Raw genomic sequence first — 18,967 nt, forward strand, 5'->3', positions numbered from 1 at the left:
TGCATCCGGTTCAGGGCCGTGTTGAGCCGGTGGAAATCGAAGCGGGCACGGGTGTGCATCTGCTCAGCGGCCGCCGCGATACGCACCGTCGGACGCGGGACGTCAAGGACGCCTTTCTGGTCGGGGTTCGGTTCAGGGGATGAGTCCTGATCGGGGGTGAACTCGAACTTCACGGTCCTGCCTCTCCACATCCGGCCGCGCACGTCTGCTGCTGGCTCCGTTGGGTGAGTCGCACCGCGAACACCCACGGTTCCGATACTCCCGGAACCCGGTGACACTCCACGGAACCGCGTCCCGGGCCTCGCAGACCCTTACCAAGGATCACAGGAGGTCAACGGCATGAAGGAACCCGAGGGGAGCCCGAACGTCGGGCTGGCCGAAACCGGCCACATGACCTACCTGACAACCGTGCGGGCATCGCGGGCTCACGGACGGACGGGCTCACCTCGCTCGGGCGCCTCGCTTCCGGCGGGGAGGTTCCTGAGCGCGACCAGGGCCAGGAGGGTGACCGCCGCGAGGACCGCGGCACCACTCAGGGCCGCGGCGGTGACACCCGTGGAGTAGGCAACGAAGGCGGTGTCCAGGAGGGTGCGGGCCTCGGCTGCGGGGAGGTGGGCTGCGGTCGTCGCGGCCCCCGCGACGGTCTCCCGGGCGGCCTCGCCCGCCTCGGGGAGCTCCCGCATGCCGCTGCGGTAGACGGACGTGGCGATGGTGCCCAGAGTGGCGATTCCCAGGGCGGCGCCCAGTTCGGTGCTGGTCTCGGAGAGACCGGCGGCGGCCCCGGCGCGTTCGGGCGGCGCGGTGGCCAGGATCAGCGTGTTCGCCAGGGTGGCCACCGCGCCGATGCCCAGGGTGACCACGACGTACCCGGCCAGGAAGGGCAGAACGCCGTCGCTGAGACCGACGACGGTGAAGCCGGTCGCCCCGGTGGCCAGGCCCAGGGCCATGAGTACGGCGGGGCGGACCCTGTCTGCAAGCACTCCGGCGAGTGTGGCCCCCAGAGCGGTCCCGAGAATCGTGGGGAGGGCGTACAAGGCCGCCACGAGGGGGCTGAGGCCGTGTACGACCTGGAGGAACGTGAAGGTCAGCAGGCCCAGTCCGGCGGCGGCGAAGGACACCACGGCGTTGCTGGTCACCGACGCGGTGAGGGCGGGCCGGATGAACAGGGAGAGGTCGACGAGCGGGTTCCGCGCACCTCGTTGGCAGACCACGAAGGCGACGAGGGCGGCGGTACCGATGGCGAAGGCGGTCAGGGCGGGGGCGTCCGGGCCGTGGCCGACAAGGCGCTTGGCGGCGTGGACCAGGCCGAGGATCGCTACCAGGGAGGTGGCTGCGCCGACCAGGTCGAAGGCGGCCCCGGACGGGTTGCGGGACTCGGGGAGCAGGAGGGGTGCCACCAGGAGCAGCACGAGCATGAACGGCAGGTTGATCAGGAAGACCGACCCCCACGGGAGGAACTCCAGCAGGACCCCGCCGATGATCGGGCCGATGACGGCACCCCCGGTGAAGGCGACGGTCCACAGTCCGATCGCGGCGCGGCGCTGGCCGGGGTCGGTGAACATCGCGCGGATCAGGGAGAACGTGGACGGGGCCAGAGTGGCCCCGCCTACCCCGAGCAGGGCGCGTCCCACGATGAACAGTTCCGGGGTGGGCGCGAGGGCGAGGAGGACCGAGGCCGCGCCGAAGGCCACGGCTCCGCCGAGCAGGAGCCGCTTACGGCCGATCCGGTCGCCGAGCGCGCCCATGGTGAGCAGCAGTCCGGCCAGGACGAAACCGTAGACGTCCATCATCCACAGCCACTGGGTGCCGGTGGGGTCGAGGTCCCGGGAGATGGCGGGCGCGGCGACGAAGAGCACCGAGAGGTCCATGGAGACCAGCAGCGCGGGGATGAGGAGCAGCGCCAGTCCGAGCCAGGTGCGGCCGGTGGCGCGTGGTGGGGTACGCATGACTCTGATCGTACGTCCGTTCAAAAGTGCGATCAATATGTACGTACGTCAAAATGTTAGGCTGGAGGTATGAGCCAACGTGAGGATCTGCTGGCGGGCGCGAAGAAGTGCCTGGTCGACAAGGGCTACACCAAGACCACCGCCCGGGACATCGCGGCCGCCTCCGGCGCGCACCTGGCGTCCATCGGATACCACTTCGGGTCCAAGGACAACCTGATGAACACCGCCGTGATCGAGGCGACGAGCGAGTGGGGGGACACCTTCGAGAGGGCCGTCCGCACGGCCGCCACCGACAGCCCCGAGGAACGGGCCCGACTGCTGGTCACCGCACTGTTCGACACCCTTCCCGAGCAGCGCGACCTCATGGTGGCGAGCGTCCAGGCCTACGCGCAGGCCCAATTCGACGAGGGCGTGCGTACGGCGCTCCGGGACGGCATGCGCGAGGGCCGCCGCGAGCTGGCCGCCCTGGTCCTGGGCGTGCCCTCCGACCAGGTGGGCGCCGGTACCGTCGCGGGGCTGGGTTCGATGATCCACAACATGGTCACCGGGTACGTGCTCCAGTACCTCGTCGACCCCGACATGCTGCCCACCGTGGACCAGGCGATGGAGGGTCTGGGCACCCTCCTGGCGGACGACTGACCGGGTCCCGGGGCTCACCGGGACCCGGGCCTCCTATCGGCCGAAGCCCATAGTCCGGCCGCCGTCGGCCACCTCTCGGCGCAGCCGCTCGCCCTTGGCGTGCGCCTGTTCCTTGAGCTCCTGCTGGAAGGCGGCCATGCGCTCGGCCAGCTCCGGGTCGTGCGCGGCGAGCTGGCGCACGGCCAGCAGGCCGGCGTTGCGGGCCGCGCCCACCGCCACGGTGGCCACCGGGACCCCGGCGGGCATCTGCACGATGGACAGCAGCGAGTCCATCCCGTCAAGGTACTTGAGCGGTACCGGAACGCCGATCACGGGCAGCGTGGTCACCGAGGCCAGCATCCCCGGCAGGTGGGCGGCCCCGCCCGCGCCGGCGATGATCACCTTCAGCCCCCGGCCGGCGGCCTCCGAACCGTAGGAGATCATCTCGTGCGGCATGCGGTGGGCGGAGACCACGTCGGCCTCGAAGGGGACCCCGAACTCCGTGAGCGCCTCGGCGGCGTCGCGCATCACCGGCCAGTCGGAGTCGGACCCCATCACGATGCCCACCACGGGCTTGCTGTCGGTCACTTCTGGTCTCCTCGCAGGTAGGAAGCGGCGTCGCGGGCGCGCTCCAGCAGGTCCTGGTAGTCGTCGCCCATCACGGTGACGTGCCCGATCTTGCGGCCCGGACGCACGTCCTTGCCGTAGAAGTGCACCTTCACCTCGGGGTCCTTGGCCATCACGTGCAGGTAGCGGCGGTAGACCTCGGGGTCCTCGCCGCCCAGCAGGTTGGCCATGACGGTGTAGGGGGCGTTGGTACGCGGTGAGCCCAGGGGCAGGTTCAGGACCGCGCGCAGGTGCTGCTCGAACTGGGACGTGCGGGCGCCCTCGATGCTCCAGTGGCCCGAGTTGTGCGGACGCATGGCCAGCTCGTTGACGACCACGTCGTCGGCGGTCTCGAACAGCTCCACGGCGAGCACCCCGGTGACGTCCAGGGCGTGCGCGATCTCGATGGCCAGCTTCTGGGCGCGCAGGGCCCTGTCCTCGGGCAGGCCCGGCGCGGGGGCGATCACCTCGTGGCAGATCCCGCCGCGCTGGACGGTCTCCACCACGGGGTAGACGGCGACCTGCCCGTGCGGGGAACGCGCCACCTGGACGGCGAGTTCGCGGGAGAAGTCCACCTTCTCCTCCACAAGCAGCGGGACGTCCTCTGCTGCGGCGCGGTCGACGACCTCGCGGGCCTCCTCGGGGCCGTCGACGACCCACACGCCCTTGCCGTCGTAGCCTCCGCGCGCGGCCTTGAGGACGACCGGCCATCCGGTGTCCACGGCGAACCCGGTGACCTGTTCGAGGGTGGTCACCGCCCGCCAGCGCGGTGAGGGCGCGTCCAGCTCGGCCATGCGGGTACGCATGCGCAGCTTGTCCTGGGCGAAGCGGAGGGCGTCGCGGCCCGGCCGCAGCAGCCCGCCCGCCTCCTCCACGGCCCGCAGAACGGGTTCGGGCACGTGCTCGTGGTCGAAGGTGACCACGTCGTTGGCCTTGGCGAAGGCCAGGACGTCGTCGAGGCCACGGTCGTCGCCCAGGGTGACGTCGCCGCAGACCAGGGCCGCGCTGTCCTTGGGACCGGCGGCCAGGACGGAGAAGTCCACTCCCAGTCCGATGCCCGCCTGGTGGGTCATCCGGGAGAGTTGGCCTCCGCCCACCATTCCCACTCGGGGGACGATGCGGTTACGCTCGCTCACAGTTCCTCAACTCAATGCTCGTCAACCGCGGATGCGGGGCGGCCCCGCGCACGGCGGAACCTGGCCGTTCGGCTCGGAACCCGCGGCCGGGGTGTCCCGAAGGCCCCGGATAGAGTCTAGGGCGTGCGGGCGTGCCGCCCCCAGGACCCACTCCCCCGCCGCAGTGACCCCCACAACCCGGAGGGCGCAGGCCATGCGCGAGTTCCTCTCCCGTCGTCCCAGGCTGGCCCGTCTGGCCTCCGAGGTCGGCAAGTTCGGCTCCGTCGGCGCGATCGCCTACGTCGTGCAGCTGGCCGCGACGAACCTGCTGTGGGCGAGCGGCATGGGGTCGATGACGGGGCAGGTGGCGGGCACCTCGTGCGCCATCGCGGTGGCCTTCGTGGGCAACCGGTTCTGGACCTTCAACGACCGGGCCCGTACCGGCCTCGGCCGGGAGACCTTCCTGTTCCTGGTGATGAACGGCGTGGGGATGCTCATCCAGGTGGGGTGCCAGGCCTTCTCGCTGTACGTGCTCGGTCTGGACAGCACCCTGGCGCAGAACGTCTCCGGCAACGTGGTGGGCGTGGGCCTGGGCACGCTGTTCCGCTTCTTCGCCTACCGGACCTGGGTGTTCCCGCCCGATCCGGTTCCGGACGCCGAGGACGACGGGGTCGCGCGGGCTCAGACCTGAGTGGTGACGCTGCGGCGGCGGACTCCGTGGCGGCGGGCCATGGCGGTGACCAGGAGCAGGTAGAGGCCCACCTGCACCAGGGCCAGGACCAGGGTCATCGGGGTGTTGGTCCCCAGGGGCAGGCCCCCGCCGAGCACCATGCCGGTGCCCACGTCGGCCAGGCGGCCCTCCACGGCGCACAGGCCGAACTGGACGAGGCTGTTGACCACGTGCAGACCGATCGCGGCCTCCAGGCCGCCGGTGCGCCAGGTCACCCAGGCCATACCCAGACCGAGCACGGCCAGCGCCGCCGTGTTCCACAGGTCCCCCGGGTGGGTGGCCGCGTACAGGGCGGCGAACAGGGTGCCGCCCGCCAGCACGGCGGGCCACGGTGAGCGCAGCACCCTGGAGAACGCGGAGTCGCCGTCGGGCGATCCCAGCGAGCCGACGAGCTGCATGACCATCCCGCGCAGCGTCATCTCCTCGGCCACGGACTGGAGCGGCACCAGCAGCACGATCACGAGGAGCGCGGCCGCGAGGACCTCGGCGGTTCCGTAGTCGACGGTGATCGGCGGGTCCGCGGGACCCTCCCCCATGAGCGCCAGGAGCAGCGCCGTGCCCGCGGTGACGGGGACGGCGACCACCAGCACGCAGCGGGCCAGCCAGCGCCAGCGCATGCGCCCGGTGACCGAGATCAGGGAGCCGGGTCTGCGCCACTGCACGACGCGCGCCACGAAGAGTGTGACGGGTGCGAGCAGGGCGATCGCCGCCAGCCCGAAGGCCAGTCCGGCGATCTCCCCCACCCGGACCGAGTCGGGGGCCAGACCGCTGCCGCCGAGGATCGCCACGATGGTCATCACGACCACCACACCGACCCACAGGAAGAACAACAGGACGGCGAAGACCAGGAGCGCCAGCGGCGGCACCCACCAACGGAACCTCGGGGTCCGGGCGAGCCTGTGATAGGACTCACCCTCCGGGATCTCCGCGCAGGCGAAGAGGTTCGTCCGCACGGGACGCGGTGGCGGCCACGCCCACACCGACGGGTCCGGGGTCAGGGCGGGGTGTCCCCCGGGCGGGGTCTGTCGCGCGCCGCCCGGCGGCCATGCCCAGGTCTGTTCCTGGGTGTGCCCACCAGAAGTCTGCCCCTCCGGCCCCTCAGGCGCGGCGGGCCAGGACGAACCAGGCGGTGGCGGCACATTTCCCATCGTGCGCTGAGACTACTATCCGGGCATGTATCGCCTGCGTTAAGGCCACGCCGTTATCGCCTGGTCACAGTGAGGGACAGAAGCCGCGAAGCCCCGGGGAAACGGAATAGCGGACCACCCCTCCCCTGTTGGAGAAAGTGGTCCTGCGGGCGGTCAACGCGAGCGACACCTCAGGCCAAGACCCCGTCCCGCTGACCTACGATTGAGTACATGTCCTCCACACCAACCACCGAGCAGGTCCACGAAGCCCTGGCCACGGTGCAAGACCCGGAGATCCACCGTCCCATCACCGACCTCGGCATGGTCAAGAGCGTCGGGATCGACGACGACGGTGCCGTGCACGTCGGTATCTACCTCACGGTGGCCGGGTGCCCGATGAAGGGGCGCATCGAGAAGGACGTGACGGGAGCGGTGACCAAGGTCGCCGGCGTCACGAAGGTCACCGTCGAGCTCGACGTCATGAACGAGGAACAGCGCAAGGAGCTCCAGACCAAGCTCCGCGGCGGCCAGGCGGAGAAGGAGATCCCCTTCGCCAAGCCGAACTCCCTCACCAAGGTCTACGCGGTCGCCTCGGGCAAGGGCGGTGTCGGCAAGTCGTCCGTCACCGTGAACCTCGCCGCCGCGCTCGCGGCCCAGGGTCACAAGGTGGGCGTCGTCGACGCCGACATCTACGGCCACTCGGTGCCGCGCATGCTCGGTGCGTCGGACTTCCCGACCAAGGTCGAGGACATGATCCTCCCGCCGACCGCCCACGACATCAAGGTCATCTCGGTGGGCATGTTCACCGAGGGCAACACCCCGGTGGTGTGGCGCGGCCCGATGCTGCACCGCGCCCTCCAGCAGTTCCTCTCCGACGTCTTCTGGGGTGACCTGGACGTCCTGCTGATGGACCTGCCCCCGGGCACCGGCGACATCGCCATCTCCGTCGCCCAGCTCCTCCCGGCCGCCGAGCTGATCGTGGTCACCACGCCGCAGCAGGCTGCCGCCGAGGTCGCCGAGCGCGCGGGCGCGATCACCGCCCAGACGCACCAGCGCATCGCCGGTGTCATCGAGAACATGTCCTACTACCAGCCGGAGGACGGCGGCGAGCCGATCCACCTCTTCGGCCAGGGCGGTGGCCAGACGGTCGCCGACGCGCTCACGAAGACCCTCGGCGCCGAGATCCCGCTCATGGGGCAGGTGCCGCTGGACACCCGTCTGCGTGAGGGCGGCGACGAGGGCCAGCCGCTGGTCCTGACCCACCCCGAGACCGAGGCCAGCAAGGTGATCGTCTCGATCGCCGAGAAGCTGGTCGGCAAGCCGCGCGGGCTGGCCGGGATGCAGCTGGGCATCTCCCCCGCCGGACGCTGACGACCCGACCGCACTCGCGGGTCGGCTGGAAGACACGCGTACGGCCCCCGAATCCGCTGGGATTCGGGGGCCGTCGTGTTGCTCGGGGCGGGCGCGGGGCCGGGTCGGTCAGTCGCTGGGGCCGAGGGTGACGGTGACGGTCTCCCGCTCGCCGTCGCGCTCGTACTCCAGCTCGACCTCGTCCCCGGGGGCACGGTCGCGCACCATGGCCTGGAGTTCGCCGTGGGAGTTGACCCTGCGGCCGTCGAAGGTGACGATCACGTCGCCCGGTTCCAACCCTGCCTCGTCGGCGGCGCCGCCGCTCTCGACGGAGCCGGATCCGTCGGCGATGACCGCGCCGATCACCGAGCTGCCCTGGTCGAAGGTGACGCCGAGTTCGGCGTAGGTGGTCTCGCCGTGGTCGATCATCCGGTTGACGACCTCCTCAGCCTCCGTGGAGGGGATGGCGAAGCCGAGGCCGATGCTGCCGCCCGTCTGCTCGCCCATGAACCCGCCGCCCATGGTGGCGATCATCGAGTTGACGCCGATGACCCGCCCCTGGACGTCCACGAGCGGTCCGCCCGAGTTGCCGGGGTTGATGGCGGCGTCGGTCTGGAGGGCGAAGAACTGGCTCTCGCCCTCGTCGGAGCTGACCGGCCGTTCCTTGGCGCTGATGATGCCCTGAGTGACCGTCCCGTCCAGGCCCAGCGGGGCGCCGATCGCGATGACCTCGTCACCGACGACCGCCACGTCCGAGTCGCCGAACTCCAGCGGCTCGACGTCGTTGGGGTCCTCCAGCTCCAGCACGGCGAGGTCGGAGCTGGGGTCGGATCCGACCACGGTGGCCAGGCTGTTGCTGCCGTCGCTGTACTCGATCACGATCCCGTCCTCCTCCAGCGGCGAGGAGACGTGGTCGTTGGTGACCACGTAGTCGCCGTCGATGACGAAACCGGAACCGCCCGACCCCACGCGCCCGCCCGCGCTGCGCAGGGAGACCACGCTCGGGCTGACTCGCTGGGCCACGCCCGCGATGGTGTCGGGGTCGCGGTCGGGCGCCTCGGGCGGCGGTTCGTTGATGGTGGGGCCCTGGTCTGACTCGGGCGCGGCCTGTCGCCCGGAGCCGAGCAGGCCGCCAGCGAGACCGCCCGCGCCGCCCGCGATGAGGGCGACGACCAGCATCCCGCTCAGCGCGGCCCAGGCCGGGACGCCGCGTCTGCGAGGGGCCGCCGCGGGGTCGGCTGCGAGCTGGGCGTACTGGGCCGGGGGCCCGGGCGGCACGGCGAAGTGGCCGTGGTTCGGGTGGCCCTGCCCGGTGGCCTGCGCCTGGGGGGCGGCCTGCGAGGGCTGGGCCCCCTGTGCGGGCTGGGGCTGCTGCTGCGGTTGCCCCTGCCCCTGGTGGGGCGCGTGGGGCTGCTGCTGCGGTTGCCCCTGCGGGGCGGCCGGGCCCTGGCCCGGGTGGTCTCCGGACGGGGAGGGCTGGGGGTGCATGGCGTCTCCGGTGCCGGGGGGCGAACCCTGGGCGCCGCCCGGGTTCACGGGCCGATCGGGCTGGGGAGGTTGGCCTCCCTGGGGATGGGGCGGGGCGATCCACGCGCCGGTGGGGGGCCGCGGGGGTTCGGCTGGCCCCGGGGCTGGTGCGTCCGGCGCGCCCCGCTGGGGTACGCCACCGTTCGGCGGGGCCCACCCCTCGGCGGGTTCCGAACGGTCGTTGTCCTGGCTCAAGACCTGCTCCGTTTGTCGCTCGGCTATCGGTCCCGGCACGCGCCGCGCCGGTCGGCCGGGCCCCTACAGCAGGCCCAGCCGGGACAGACCTCGCAGCACCCTGGCCCAGAAGCCGGAGTCCTCGGGGCCTGGCAACGCGGCCACCGCCGAGGAGGCCAGGTCCGCGGGGGCGTCGGCCAGGACCGTGTAGACGAAACCGTTCGCCTGCCACACGCTCTGGTACTGGCCCACGTCCCCGCCGAAGATCGTGTCGTGCCCTGTTGTGACGCCACCACCCCCCGTTCCGGTTCCGGTGTATCCGTTACCAAGTGTGGAGGGATGTTCCGTTCCCAGCTTGCCACGCTGGACGAAGACCGAGACCTGGGAGAGTCCGTCCGAGTAGACGGCGTGCACGACCCGGCGTTCCCCGTAGCGTTTGGAGCGGGTGTCGACCAGCCTGAGGTCCCAGGTGAGGTGTTCGGGCAGCGTCCAGCCCGCCTCACGCAGCTCACGCCGTTCCCCGCCGTCGAGGGCGTCGCCCCAGGGAGAGTCCCCGAGGGCCTCGTCCGGCCAGGCGCCCTCCCCCAGGCTGAGATCGGTGAGGTGGCTGCTGAACGCCTCCGCGCCGGAGCGGTCGTACACCGCGTGCCCCAGGAGGAGATGGGTCTCGGTGTCCACCCAGAACCGTCCGGCCACGGTGGAGTCCGCGCGCAGCGCCTCCACCAGATGGGCCGGGCGGCCGTCGAGGCTCTCCCTGCCCGCGTCCACCACCTGGTAGGTGTCCTCGAGCACGACCAGCAGGCGTTCGTCGAGGGACTCCAGGGCGGAGGAGGCCAGCACGACGAAGGCCGACTCCTCGTCCTCCTCCCCCAGCGGGGACATGGCCAGTCCGGAGCTCGGGCGGTTGACCACGCGAAGGTCCACCCCGTCCCGGTCCTCGCCCTCCGGTCCGCGCACCTCGCGCACGCCGGTGTAGGCCACCCTGCCGTGCGCGTCGGAGGCGCGGTGCAGCACCGCCATGCCGTCGTCCTCACCCTCGGCCGGGACCGAGGTGGCGTCCGGGTGCACCGCACCGGTGAGCACGAGGGCGCACATCAGCGCGGCGGCGACGGAGGCGGGAGCGGAGTTCGGTCCAGAGGAGGGTCCGCCAGACCTCACCGGGTCGTTTCGGTCGAGGTCGAGGGCGGCTGTCCCTCGGCCGCGACGGGCAGGGGCTCGAACGGCGGCTGTTCCGCGGGCAGCGGCTCCACCACCGGTATCTGGCGGCTGGTCACGGCGTGCTCGACCGCGAAGTCGGCCAGGTGGGGCTCCACCACCGGGGTGTCCTCGCCCTCACCGCCCGCGACGAACGCGCTCCCCAGGAGCGCCGTCGCCACCGCCAGCCCCGCGACCGCGTAGCGTCCGCCGGAGAAGTGCGGCAGCAGGCCGGAGAACCGGTCGCCGCCCCGGGGTTCGGGGCGGGGCGGGACGTACCGCTCCGGCTGGGTGCGCGGTGGGGTCCTCTGCTGGGCGGGCGACGCGGTCTCCGGTGCGGTGCGCGATCCCTCGCCCCGGCGCAGCGGTTCGCTCGGGTAGGCCGGTCGGCCCGCGCCCGCCATCAGGGGTCCGCCCGTGGGAAAGCCACCCAGGGGTCGGGAGTGCCCCAGCGGGGGGCTGGACCCGAAAGGGCCGGTCGGCGGCGGGTCCAAGGGGCCGCGATCACCCCGATCACGTGACCCCGTGCCGGGGCCGCCGGGACGGCCCAGGCCCGGCTGGGACAACAGGCGCCCCATGAAGTCCATGTCGGGTTCGGGTTCGCCGAGCCCGGTGAGCCTGCGCTTGAGTCTGCGCATCATGTCGGCCTCGAAACGGCACGACTCGCACTTGGCCAGGTGGATGAGGGCGCGCTCGTGGTCGGCGGCGCCCAGCTCCCCGTCGATGAGCGCCGAGAGGCGCTCCCCGAGGTGGTCCATGCTCATTCCGCCTCCCCGTGCATCACGTTGGCAGTGGCGCCGTCGGACCCCTCGGTGCCCCCCTGGGCCCCGTTCGCGGCCGCCAGGGACCTGCGGTGCTCCAGGGCGCGGCGCAGCTGGGCGCGGCCCCGGTGGATCCGGCTGCGGACGGTGCCCAGCTTGACGTCGAGCGTGGCGGCGATCTCCTCGTAGGAGAGCCCCTCGATGTCACAGAGCACGACGGGGGCGCGGAACTCGGCGGGCAGGGCGTCCAGGGCGCTCTGGACGTCGGCGTCGAAGTGCCGGTCGTCGTAGCGCTGGGCCGGCGAGGGCTCGCGGCCCTCCAGACGCTCGTCGGCGTTGTCGGCCAGCCCCTCGAAGCGGATGCGGGCCTTGCGCCGGGCCATGTCCAGGAAGAGGTTGGTGGTGATGCGGTGCAGCCACCCCTCGAAGGTGCCGGGGGTGTAGTTGGCGAGGGAGCGGAACACACGGATGAAGACCTCCTGGGTGAGGTCCTCGGCGTCGTGCTTGTTCCCGGTGAGGCGATAGGCCAGCCGGTAGACGCGCGGCGAGTGGACGCGCACGACCTCTTCCCAGCTCGGGGGTTCCCATGCCTCGAACTCGACGGCAGGGCCGGTCTCTGGCACCGCTGCTCCCTTCATCCCGCTGAGTCCACCACGCGAGGACAGGTAGGGGGTGTTCACTTCGTGGCGATCAACGTGCGTTCATCCCGATTCAACGCCGGAGGGAGCCGATTAAGTTCCCGCCGCCACACTCGGAGTTCCGGCCGGTTCAGGCTAGTCTTTTGCCCAGGGACATACCTGGCCGCGACCACCATTCTACGGTGGGTGACGATCCCCCGGTCAGAGCGCCTGGCCACGACATTCAGCAGTGCTTGGGAGGCCGTCATCAGCGCAGAAGAGAGCGTCGCCCGGACCGCGTGGGTCCGGACCGAGCAGGCTCGGTTCGAGGAGTCCGCCATGGGGGACGGACCTCTGGCGGACGCCTACGACGCGGGCGTACGGGCCTCGGCCTCGCCCGTGGACGCCGCGACGGGGGCCGCGCTGCGGTTCCTCACCGCCGCCATCGGCGCCCGTTCGGTGGTGGAGATCGGCACGGGATGCGGGACGTCGGGGATCTGGCTGCTGCGGGGGATGGCCCGGGAGGGCATCCTGACGACCGTGGACGTCAACGCCGCCTACCAGGACTACGCGCGCTCCGCCTTCTCCCGCTCGGGGTTCGGCGCGGGCCGGGCCCGACTGATCCGGGGGACGGCGCTGGACGTGCTGCCGCGGCTGACCGACGGCGGGTACGACATGGTGTCGGTCGACGCCGACCAGGCCTCCTACCCCGCGTACCTGGAGGAGGCGCTTCGGCTGCTGCGTCCGGGCGGGGTGGTGGTGTTCAACAACGTGCTGACGGCCCCCTCCGAACCGGACAGCCCGCTGCGGGTCCCGGACCCCGGGGAGACCGCGGTCCGCGAGGTGATGCAGCGGATGCGCGAGGACGAGGCGTTCATCCCCCTGCTGGTCCCGGTCGGCGAGGGGCTGCTCGCCGCCATCCGCCCCTAGGGGGCGGACCGTGGGAGGCGGAGCCGCGTTCGGGCGGTCGCCCGAGCGCGCACGCGCGCCGGGCCCGGACGGAGGGGGTGTTCCGCCCGGGCCCGTGGCCGTTTCGGTACCGGCCGGGTCACTACCTGGCGGCGAGCCAGCGGAGCAGGGTCCGGGTGGCGAAGGCCGTGCCGCCCTTGGTGAGCAGTCCGCTCTCCTGCATGGACCGGCCCGGACCGGCGATGTCCAGGTGGGCCCAGGGCAGGCCGCCGGTGAACTCGCGCAGGAACAGGGCGGCGTCGGTGGCACCGGCCGGACCGAAGTCACCGCCCCGGGTGCCGATGTTGGCCAGGTCCGCCACCCGGGAACCGGTGGTGGGGACGTAGTCCTCGGTGAGCGGCATCCGCCACAGCGGCTCGCCCGACTCGCCGCCGGCGGCCTCGATCTGCGCGGCGACCGTGTCGTCGGTGCTGTAGAGCGCCCCGATACCGGTGCCCAGCGCCAGCTTGGCGGCACCGGTCAGGGTGGCGACGTCCACCAGCACGTCCGGTTCGAGGTTGGTGCTGGCGTAGCCCATGGCATCCGCCAGGACCAGACGGCCCTCGGCGTCGGAGTTGAGCACCTCGACGGTCCGGCCCGTGTAGGTGGTCAGCACGTCTCCGATGCGGGTGGCGTCACCCGAGAAGGCGTTCTCCGCCAGGGCGAGCAGACCGGTGACCCGGACACCCGCGCCCACGGACGCCAGCGCCGACAGGACGGCCAGCACGATCGCCGCACCGCTCATGTCGGTCTTCATGAGCTTCATGTTGTCGTTGGGCTTGAGCGAGAGCCCGCCGGTGTCGAACGTGATGCCCTTGCCGACCAGCACCACGTGCTCGGTGGGGTTCTCCGGCGTGTAGGACAGCTGGACCAGCCGGGGCGGGCGGGAGGAGCCCTGGCCGACACCGAGGATGGCGCCGAACCCCTCGTCCCCCAGCTCCTTCTCGTTCCACACCCGCACACCGAGCCCGGCCCCGTCGGCCGTCTCGCGTGCGCGGGTGGCCATCCACTCCGGGTCCTTGGCCAACGAGGGGGTGTTGATCAGGTCCCGGGCCAGGGCGGTCGCCGTGGCCAGGGTGGTTCCCAGGGCCAGGGGACCGTCCAGGGTGGTGACGTCTCCGACCACGTTGATCACCGGCGCGGGGCGCTGGGACCTCGGGGGTTCGGCGGTCTTGTACGTGAAGGTGTAGGAGGCGAGCAGGGCACCCTCGGCGAAGGCCGTGGCGGCCTCGTCGTCGGCGCCGGGCCAGGCCAGGGCGACGCGCTCGTTGCCCCGTGCGGCCCGGGAGAGGGCGGCGCCGGCCTTCCGGAGGTCGGCGGGGCCACCCGATCCGACTCCGAGAAGGGCCAGGCGGACCAGGCCCCCGTCCCGGGACACCGGGAACTGGGAGAGCTCACCGGGCTTGCCGGTGAGCGCGTAGTGCGCGAACAGGTCCGCGAGCGGCGAGGGAAGGACCTGTGTCAGTCCACCGTCGGTGACCCCTTCGACCGCCTCGGGGCCTTCCTCGCCCGCGAGTACGGGGAGGACCAGCAGGTCCGCGGTGGATTCGGCGAGGGTCCCCGGTACGGGGTGGATCTCCGTGGCGAATGGCACAGGCCGCTCACAATCGTTCACTCTGTGGGGAGGTTCACGCAGGTGGGAGGTGTGGAACCTCGGGGGTCATCAGGGCGTTCCGGCCCAGGTGGGGGACGATTCTTGTCCGGTCAGCCGACGACACCCCGAAGCGCGTCCCGGAGCTCCGTCGCCTCGTCCGGCGTGAGCTCCACGACCAGACGGCCGCCGCCCTCAAGCGGGACCCGCATGATGATGCCGCGACCCTCCTTGGTGACCTCCATCGGCCCGTCGCTGGTCCTCGGCTTCATCGCCGCCATGCCATTCCCCTTTCTAGGTGTTCCTCGCAGGTGGCCGGGGCCGACCCACAGCACCGACGCCGGTCCGCTGGGACGTGTCGGCTCCGGAGCCGTCGGCCGGTTCCGTGTGACTCGCGCCCGTGTGGCTTAGGGGTCGGGAATCACTCTTCGACCATTATCTCGGAGGTTGACCCCTGGGTGTGCGCCAGGCGACAGCCGGGGCACCTCCGTGAGCGCCCACCGGCGAGGAATCGTTGGTCAGTAAGGTTATATCGGTCTCGACCGAAACCCGCGCGGTCCGCGAGGGGCCGAGCCGCCTCCACACCGGGCGTTCCGGGCCGCGGCACGGGCCCGTCCGGGCCCCGTCCGGACCCGTCAGTCCAGCAGGCCGGTGGAGAGCATCCGCGTCCCCTCCCGGGTGACGGAGGACCACTCGGCGTTGAGGCGGCCGCCCTCGGAGGCGGGCCAGAGGGTCAGCTCCGACTCGTCGACGCAGCGGTCGTCGGGGTCGGAGGTCTCGGTGTACGCGTACACGAGCCGGTCGCCGTCGCGTGCCGACAGCTCGAGGGTCCCGGAGCAGAAGAAGGTGGTCCAGGCGGTGCTGCCGCGCTCGGCGCCCTCCTCGATCCGCACCTCGGCGTCCCACTCGGCGACGGGCCGCCCGTCCGTGTCGACCTGGCTCATGCGCCCTGACCAGGCCCCCACGAACTCGTCGGGGTCGGACATGGTGGTGACGGTGTCCTCGCGGGCCCCGTCCAGGTGGGACCAGGCCACGAAGCCCCCGCCACCGACCAGGAGGAGCGCGGCCAGGGTCACGGCCGTCCTGGCGAACTGGCGGCGGCGCCTGCCGGTGTGCCTGGTCGAACGGGGCGGCGGCCAGAGGGACATCTGGCGCACCGGGGTCGCGGAGTTCCCGGGTCCGTCCTCGGAGCCCGCCCGGAGTTCGGGTGCTGTGTCCATCCTCGCCATCCTCACGACGGTCCGCCCGCTCCGGCGGAGCAGGGGGTACGCATGTACAGCGACCGAGAATAGATCACCCGAACCCACCACATCCGACCAAGAACGACAAGACGGATGTGATGCACGGCATAGACGGCCCGGGCGCGCCGGGGCCCCGCCGGGCGTCCAGGTGGGGTCAGCCTCGGTCGTCGCCTCGCCCGCCGACCGACGCGTCGTCGCCCTCGGGGACGGTTTCGGTCACTGAATCGGGGGAGGTTTCGGGGGTCGGTTCGGGGGTGGAACCCGAGACGGTCTCCGGAGCGGGGTCCGCGGGCGCGTCGTCCGCGCGGGTGTCGGTCTCGACCGTCGCGTCGGGCGCCGGGACGAGGGTCACTCTCTCGATCGGATCCCTGTCCTGGTCCGCGTACCCGTCGAGTTCGTCCTGGCCGGGCAGGTACGCGCCCGGTCGCGGTCCGGTGCCCCGGGGGACGTAGGACGGGTCCAGACGGGCCAGCCGCCACTCCAGGTCCTCGATCCGCTCCTCACGCTCGCGAAGAGTGCCCGTGAGCCGCACCAGCAGTTCGTCGACCGCGCGCACGTGGTAACCCCACATGGACAGGGGGACGAGGAGACCGGCCAGGTCACGGGAGCCCACCGGGCGCCCCTCCGGCAGGTCCAGCGGGGGGAAGTCGGCCTCGAACCGGGCGAGCTGCCCGCCCTTGCCGAGCACGACGAAGACCACGCCCACGAGGACGGCGAGCGCGGCGGCGGCGACCAGGATCAAGATGAAGAAAGGCACGGGACCGATCGTGCCACACCGCCGTACCCCCCAGGGAACGCCGGGCATGGGAGACTCGGCGGGTGTCGAACGCACCTTTCCGAGTCCTGACCACGCAGACCGCACCCGGCGCCGTGACGGGGGTCCCCGCAGCCTCCGCCGAGGGCGGCGCGGCGGTGGGCGGCGCGGCGGTGGGCGGCGACGCCCCCTGGACGGTGGACGCCGGTCACCGGCCGTCCGCCGCCCGGGTCGCGGCGCTCGTCGCGGAGGGGCACGCGGTCCTGGTCCGCTGCACGCGGCCGGACGGCGAGGGGCCGCGCACGGACCTGCCCCCGGCCCCGCCCGGGATCGCTGGCGCGGTCCCGGTCGCGGCGGCCGAGGAGGTGGCCCTGGCGACCGTGTACGCCTGGGCGGGGGCACGCGTGTTCGTGACCGACCACCCGGAGCGGGTGGGGCGGGCCCTGGACATGGTCGCCTCGGTGCGCGGCGAGCGTACGCCCGCAGCCGTGCGCAGGGGACTCGCCTGAACCGGGCCCGGGAGCACCGGGCCGCGACCGACCCCCGGAGCCCCGGCGGGGCGGCCTAGCTCGCCGGGCCCGCCTCACCGCGTTCGAACTTGTTCTCCAGGTACAGGTGCGCGTGCTGGACGATCCGCACGGCCTCGTCCGGGTCGTCGGTCACGTGCAGGAGCTCCATGTCCTTGTCCCTGATCAGCCCGTGCTTGAGCAGGCTGTCCTCCACCCAGCCGCGCAGACCGCCCCAGAACTCGGTGCCGACCAGCACCACGGGGAACCGGGTGATCTTCTTGGTCTGGACGAGGGTGATCGCCTCGAACAGCTCGTCGAGCGTCCCGAACCCGCCGGGCAGCACCACGAAGGCCTGCGAGTACTTCACGAACATCGTCTTACGGACGAAGAAGTACCGGAAGGTCATCCCCATGTCGATGTAGGGGTTGAGCGACTGCTCGAACGGGAGCTCGATGCCCAGGCCCACGGAGAGCCCGCCCGCCCGCTGGGCGCCCTTGTTGGCCGCCTCCATCATGCCGGGGCCGCCGCCGGTGATCGTGGCGTACCCGGCCTCGGCGAGCTTGGCCCCGACCTCGACCCCGAGATCGTAGAACTCGGTCCCGGGCTTGATCCGCGCCGAACCGAAGACACTCACCGCGGAGGGCAGCTCGGACAGCAGGCCGAAGCCCTCCACGAACTCCGACTGGATGCGCAGCACGCGCCAGGGGTCGGTGTGCACCCAGTCCGTGGGGCCGCGCCTGTCGAGGAGCCGTTGGTCGGTGGTGGTGTCGGGGATAGCGCGGCCGCGGTAGGTGAGCGGTCCGGCACGCCTCACGTTCTCTTCTTCCGTCATGCCCGTAAAGCTATCCATCCGTGGCCAGCCCACACCCGAACGACGCATGTCGCTCCGGTGACCGGTAGCGGACACGAGGCCGCCCACCAGGACGGGAGCGCCTGACGGGCGGCTTCGGGGCGAGCGGGACGGGGCCCGGGAGGGGTCAGCGCCGACCGGTGAGCCAGGCGACCATGCGCTCCTCGGCCTCGCGGATCTGCGCGATGCTGGCGTACTCGTCGCGCGTGTGGGCGAGCATCGGGTCGCCGGGGCCGTAGTTGACCGCGGGCACGCCGAGCTCGGAGAAGCGGGAGACGTCGGTCCAGCCCAGCTTGGCCCGGGCCTGTCCCTCGCCCACGGCGGTGACGAAGGCCGCGGCCGAGGGGTCGTCCAGGCCGGGGCGGGCCGGGGCGGAGGAGTCGGTGACCGTCACGTCGAAGCCCTCGAACACCTCGCGCAGGTGGGCCTCGGCGTCGGCCGGGGAGCGGTCCGGGGCGTACCGGTAGTTCACCCGGACCACGCACTCGTCCGGGATGACGTTCCCGGCCACGCCGCCCTCGACGAACACCGCGTTCAGGCCCTCGTGGAAGGTCAGGCCCTCCACCTCGGGCTGGCGGGGGGTGTAGGCGCGCAGCACGTCCAGGATCGCGCCCGCCTTGTGGATGGCGTTCTCGCCCTTCCAGGAACGCGCGCTGTGCGCCCGCTTGCCGTAGGCCGCGACGTCCACGCGCATGGTGCCCTGGCAGCCGCCCTCGATGACGCCGTCGGTGGGCTCCATGAGGATCGCGAAGTCTCCGGCCAGCCACTCCGGGTGGTTCCGGCTGAGGCGGAGGAGGCCGTTGCGGACCGCGTCCACCTCCTCGTTGTCGTAGAAGACGTAGGTGACGTCGTGGACCGGCTCGGTGACCAGCGCGGCCAGCTTGAGCTGGACGGCCACGCCGGACTTCATGTCGGTGGTGCCGCAGCCGTAGAGGCGGTCGCCGTCCACGTGCGAGGGGACGTTGTCCACGATCGGCACGGTGTCGAGGTGACCGGCGACCACGACGCGGCGGTCCCGGCCCAGGTCCGTGCGGGCCACGACGGCGTCGCCGTCCCTGGTCACGGTGAGATGGGCCAGGTCCGACAGGGCGTTCTCGACCGCGTCGGCGAGGACCCTCTCGTCCCCGCTCTCGGAACGGATGTCCACGAGGGCGGCGGTCAGGTCCGCCACGTCCGAGGTCAGGTCCAGCATGGTGTCGCCCCGTTTCGGTGAGGTGAGTGGGTGGGTCGCGCGCATGGCCACCCTAGAACAACGGCGGGGCGCCCTCCCCGGTTGGGAGGACGCCCCGGACGTGGGTGCGCGGGCGCG

19 protein-coding genes are annotated in these 18,967 nt (G+C 72.1%); 5 read left to right on the forward strand and 14 right to left on the reverse strand.

Translation table 11 applies throughout. The features are described from left to right. Window positions 1-425 precede the first annotated feature (425 nt). Entirely contained in the window at window positions 426-1,946 is a 1,521-nt protein-coding gene (locus BDW27_RS26440; RefSeq protein ID WP_110052420.1) for an MFS transporter, read from the reverse strand. 69 nt (window positions 1,947-2,015) lie between these two features. Here BDW27_RS26440 and BDW27_RS26445 point away from each other — a divergent pair, with 69 nt between their 5' ends. Next, a complete protein-coding gene (locus tag BDW27_RS26445) occupies window positions 2,016-2,585 on the forward strand; it encodes a TetR/AcrR family transcriptional regulator (RefSeq protein ID WP_110052421.1) in 570 nt (189 codons plus the stop codon). A gap of 33 nt (window positions 2,586-2,618) precedes the next feature. Here the strand turns inward: BDW27_RS26445 and purE are convergent, their stop codons facing one another. Further along, window positions 2,619-3,152, reverse strand: coding sequence for a 5-(carboxyamino)imidazole ribonucleotide mutase (gene purE / locus BDW27_RS26450; RefSeq protein ID WP_017542163.1), 534 nt, complete (start codon window positions 3,150-3,152; stop codon window positions 2,619-2,621). Continuing rightward, window positions 3,149-4,306: a 5-(carboxyamino)imidazole ribonucleotide synthase gene (locus BDW27_RS26455; protein WP_110052423.1), complete on the reverse strand. Its 1,158-nt coding sequence runs from the start codon at window positions 4,304-4,306 to the stop codon at window positions 3,149-3,151. Before BDW27_RS26455 ends, purE begins: the two co-directional genes overlap by 4 nt. A gap of 193 nt (window positions 4,307-4,499) precedes the next feature. Here BDW27_RS26455 and BDW27_RS26460 point away from each other — a divergent pair, with 193 nt between their 5' ends. Next, a complete protein-coding gene (locus BDW27_RS26460) occupies window positions 4,500-4,976 on the forward strand; it encodes a GtrA family protein (protein ID WP_017542165.1) in 477 nt (158 codons plus the stop codon). Here BDW27_RS26460 and BDW27_RS26465 read toward each other — a convergent pair. Continuing rightward, window positions 4,967-5,968 carry a CPBP family intramembrane glutamic endopeptidase gene (locus BDW27_RS26465; protein ID WP_110052425.1) on the reverse strand — a complete coding sequence of 334 codons (1,002 nt, stop codon included), beginning with the start codon at window positions 5,966-5,968 and terminating at the stop codon, window positions 4,967-4,969. The genes BDW27_RS26460 and BDW27_RS26465 overlap by 10 nt on opposite strands. A gap of 405 nt (window positions 5,969-6,373) precedes the next feature. Between BDW27_RS26465 and BDW27_RS26470 the strand changes: the two genes are divergently transcribed. After that, a complete protein-coding gene (locus BDW27_RS26470) occupies window positions 6,374-7,513 on the forward strand; it encodes an Mrp/NBP35 family ATP-binding protein (protein WP_017542166.1) in 1,140 nt (379 codons plus the stop codon). A gap of 108 nt (window positions 7,514-7,621) precedes the next feature. On the opposite strand, the gene BDW27_RS26475 is transcribed toward BDW27_RS26470, so the two are convergent. From BDW27_RS26475 to sigE, 4 genes are all read right to left on the reverse strand, one after another. Beyond that, window positions 7,622-8,980, reverse strand: coding sequence for a S1C family serine protease (locus BDW27_RS26475; RefSeq protein WP_233515947.1), 1,359 nt, complete (start codon window positions 8,978-8,980; stop codon window positions 7,622-7,624). Between the two features lie 297 nt (window positions 8,981-9,277). Then, the gene (locus BDW27_RS26480; protein ID WP_026128835.1) at window positions 9,278-10,351 is read right to left on the reverse strand and encodes a sigma-E factor regulatory protein RseB domain-containing protein; all 1,074 of its coding nucleotides are present in this window, start codon (window positions 10,349-10,351) and stop codon (window positions 9,278-9,280) included. Further along, a complete protein-coding gene (locus tag BDW27_RS26485) occupies window positions 10,348-11,151 on the reverse strand; it encodes an anti-sigma factor (protein ID WP_233515948.1) in 804 nt (267 codons plus the stop codon). Before BDW27_RS26485 ends, BDW27_RS26480 begins: the two co-directional genes overlap by 4 nt. Next, window positions 11,148-11,786 (reverse strand): RNA polymerase sigma factor SigE, encoded by a 639-nt coding sequence (sigE, locus tag BDW27_RS26490; RefSeq protein ID WP_049578218.1) that lies wholly within the window; start codon window positions 11,784-11,786, stop codon window positions 11,148-11,150. The genes BDW27_RS26485 and sigE overlap by 4 nt, the downstream gene beginning before the upstream one ends. Window positions 11,787-12,104: 318 nt before the next feature. Here sigE and BDW27_RS26495 point away from each other — a divergent pair, with 318 nt between their 5' ends. Next, entirely contained in the window at window positions 12,105-12,695 is a 591-nt protein-coding gene (locus tag BDW27_RS26495; RefSeq protein ID WP_017542170.1) for an O-methyltransferase, read from the forward strand. 121 nt (window positions 12,696-12,816) lie between these two features. On the opposite strand, the gene BDW27_RS26500 is transcribed toward BDW27_RS26495, so the two are convergent. The 4 genes from BDW27_RS26500 to BDW27_RS26515 form a co-directional block, all read right to left on the reverse strand. Continuing rightward, window positions 12,817-14,307 carry a leucyl aminopeptidase gene (locus tag BDW27_RS26500; RefSeq protein ID WP_110052426.1) on the reverse strand — a complete coding sequence of 497 codons (1,491 nt, stop codon included), beginning with the start codon at window positions 14,305-14,307 and terminating at the stop codon, window positions 12,817-12,819. 110 nt (window positions 14,308-14,417) lie between these two features. Further along, window positions 14,418-14,585 carry a DUF3117 domain-containing protein gene (locus BDW27_RS26505; RefSeq protein WP_017542172.1) on the reverse strand — a complete coding sequence of 56 codons (168 nt, stop codon included), beginning with the start codon at window positions 14,583-14,585 and terminating at the stop codon, window positions 14,418-14,420. Between the two features lie 354 nt (window positions 14,586-14,939). Further along, complete coding sequence (locus tag BDW27_RS26510) at window positions 14,940-15,524, reverse strand: hypothetical protein (protein ID WP_110052428.1); 585 nt, start codon at window positions 15,522-15,524, stop codon at window positions 14,940-14,942. Between the two features lie 175 nt (window positions 15,525-15,699). Then, window positions 15,700-16,302 (reverse strand): hypothetical protein, encoded by a 603-nt coding sequence (locus BDW27_RS26515; RefSeq protein ID WP_199560777.1) that lies wholly within the window; start codon window positions 16,300-16,302, stop codon window positions 15,700-15,702. Between the two features lie 62 nt (window positions 16,303-16,364). On the opposite strand from BDW27_RS26515, the gene BDW27_RS26520 reads away from it, so the two are divergent. Continuing rightward, a complete protein-coding gene (locus tag BDW27_RS26520) occupies window positions 16,365-16,808 on the forward strand; it encodes a hypothetical protein (RefSeq protein ID WP_110052431.1) in 444 nt (147 codons plus the stop codon). A gap of 55 nt (window positions 16,809-16,863) precedes the next feature. Here BDW27_RS26520 and BDW27_RS26525 read toward each other — a convergent pair whose 3' ends face one another. After that, a complete protein-coding gene (locus BDW27_RS26525) occupies window positions 16,864-17,640 on the reverse strand; it encodes a TIGR00730 family Rossman fold protein (RefSeq protein WP_193374193.1) in 777 nt (258 codons plus the stop codon). 145 nt (window positions 17,641-17,785) lie between these two features. Next, window positions 17,786-18,850: a succinyl-diaminopimelate desuccinylase gene (dapE, locus tag BDW27_RS26530; RefSeq protein ID WP_026128837.1), complete on the reverse strand. Its 1,065-nt coding sequence runs from the start codon at window positions 18,848-18,850 to the stop codon at window positions 17,786-17,788. Window positions 18,851-18,967 lie beyond the last annotated feature (117 nt).

The sequence above is a fragment of the Nocardiopsis sp. L17-MgMaSL7 genome (assembly GCF_003182025.1).
In the GTDB taxonomy this organism is placed as follows: Bacteria; Actinomycetota; Actinomycetes; order Streptosporangiales; family Streptosporangiaceae; genus Nocardiopsis; species Nocardiopsis prasina.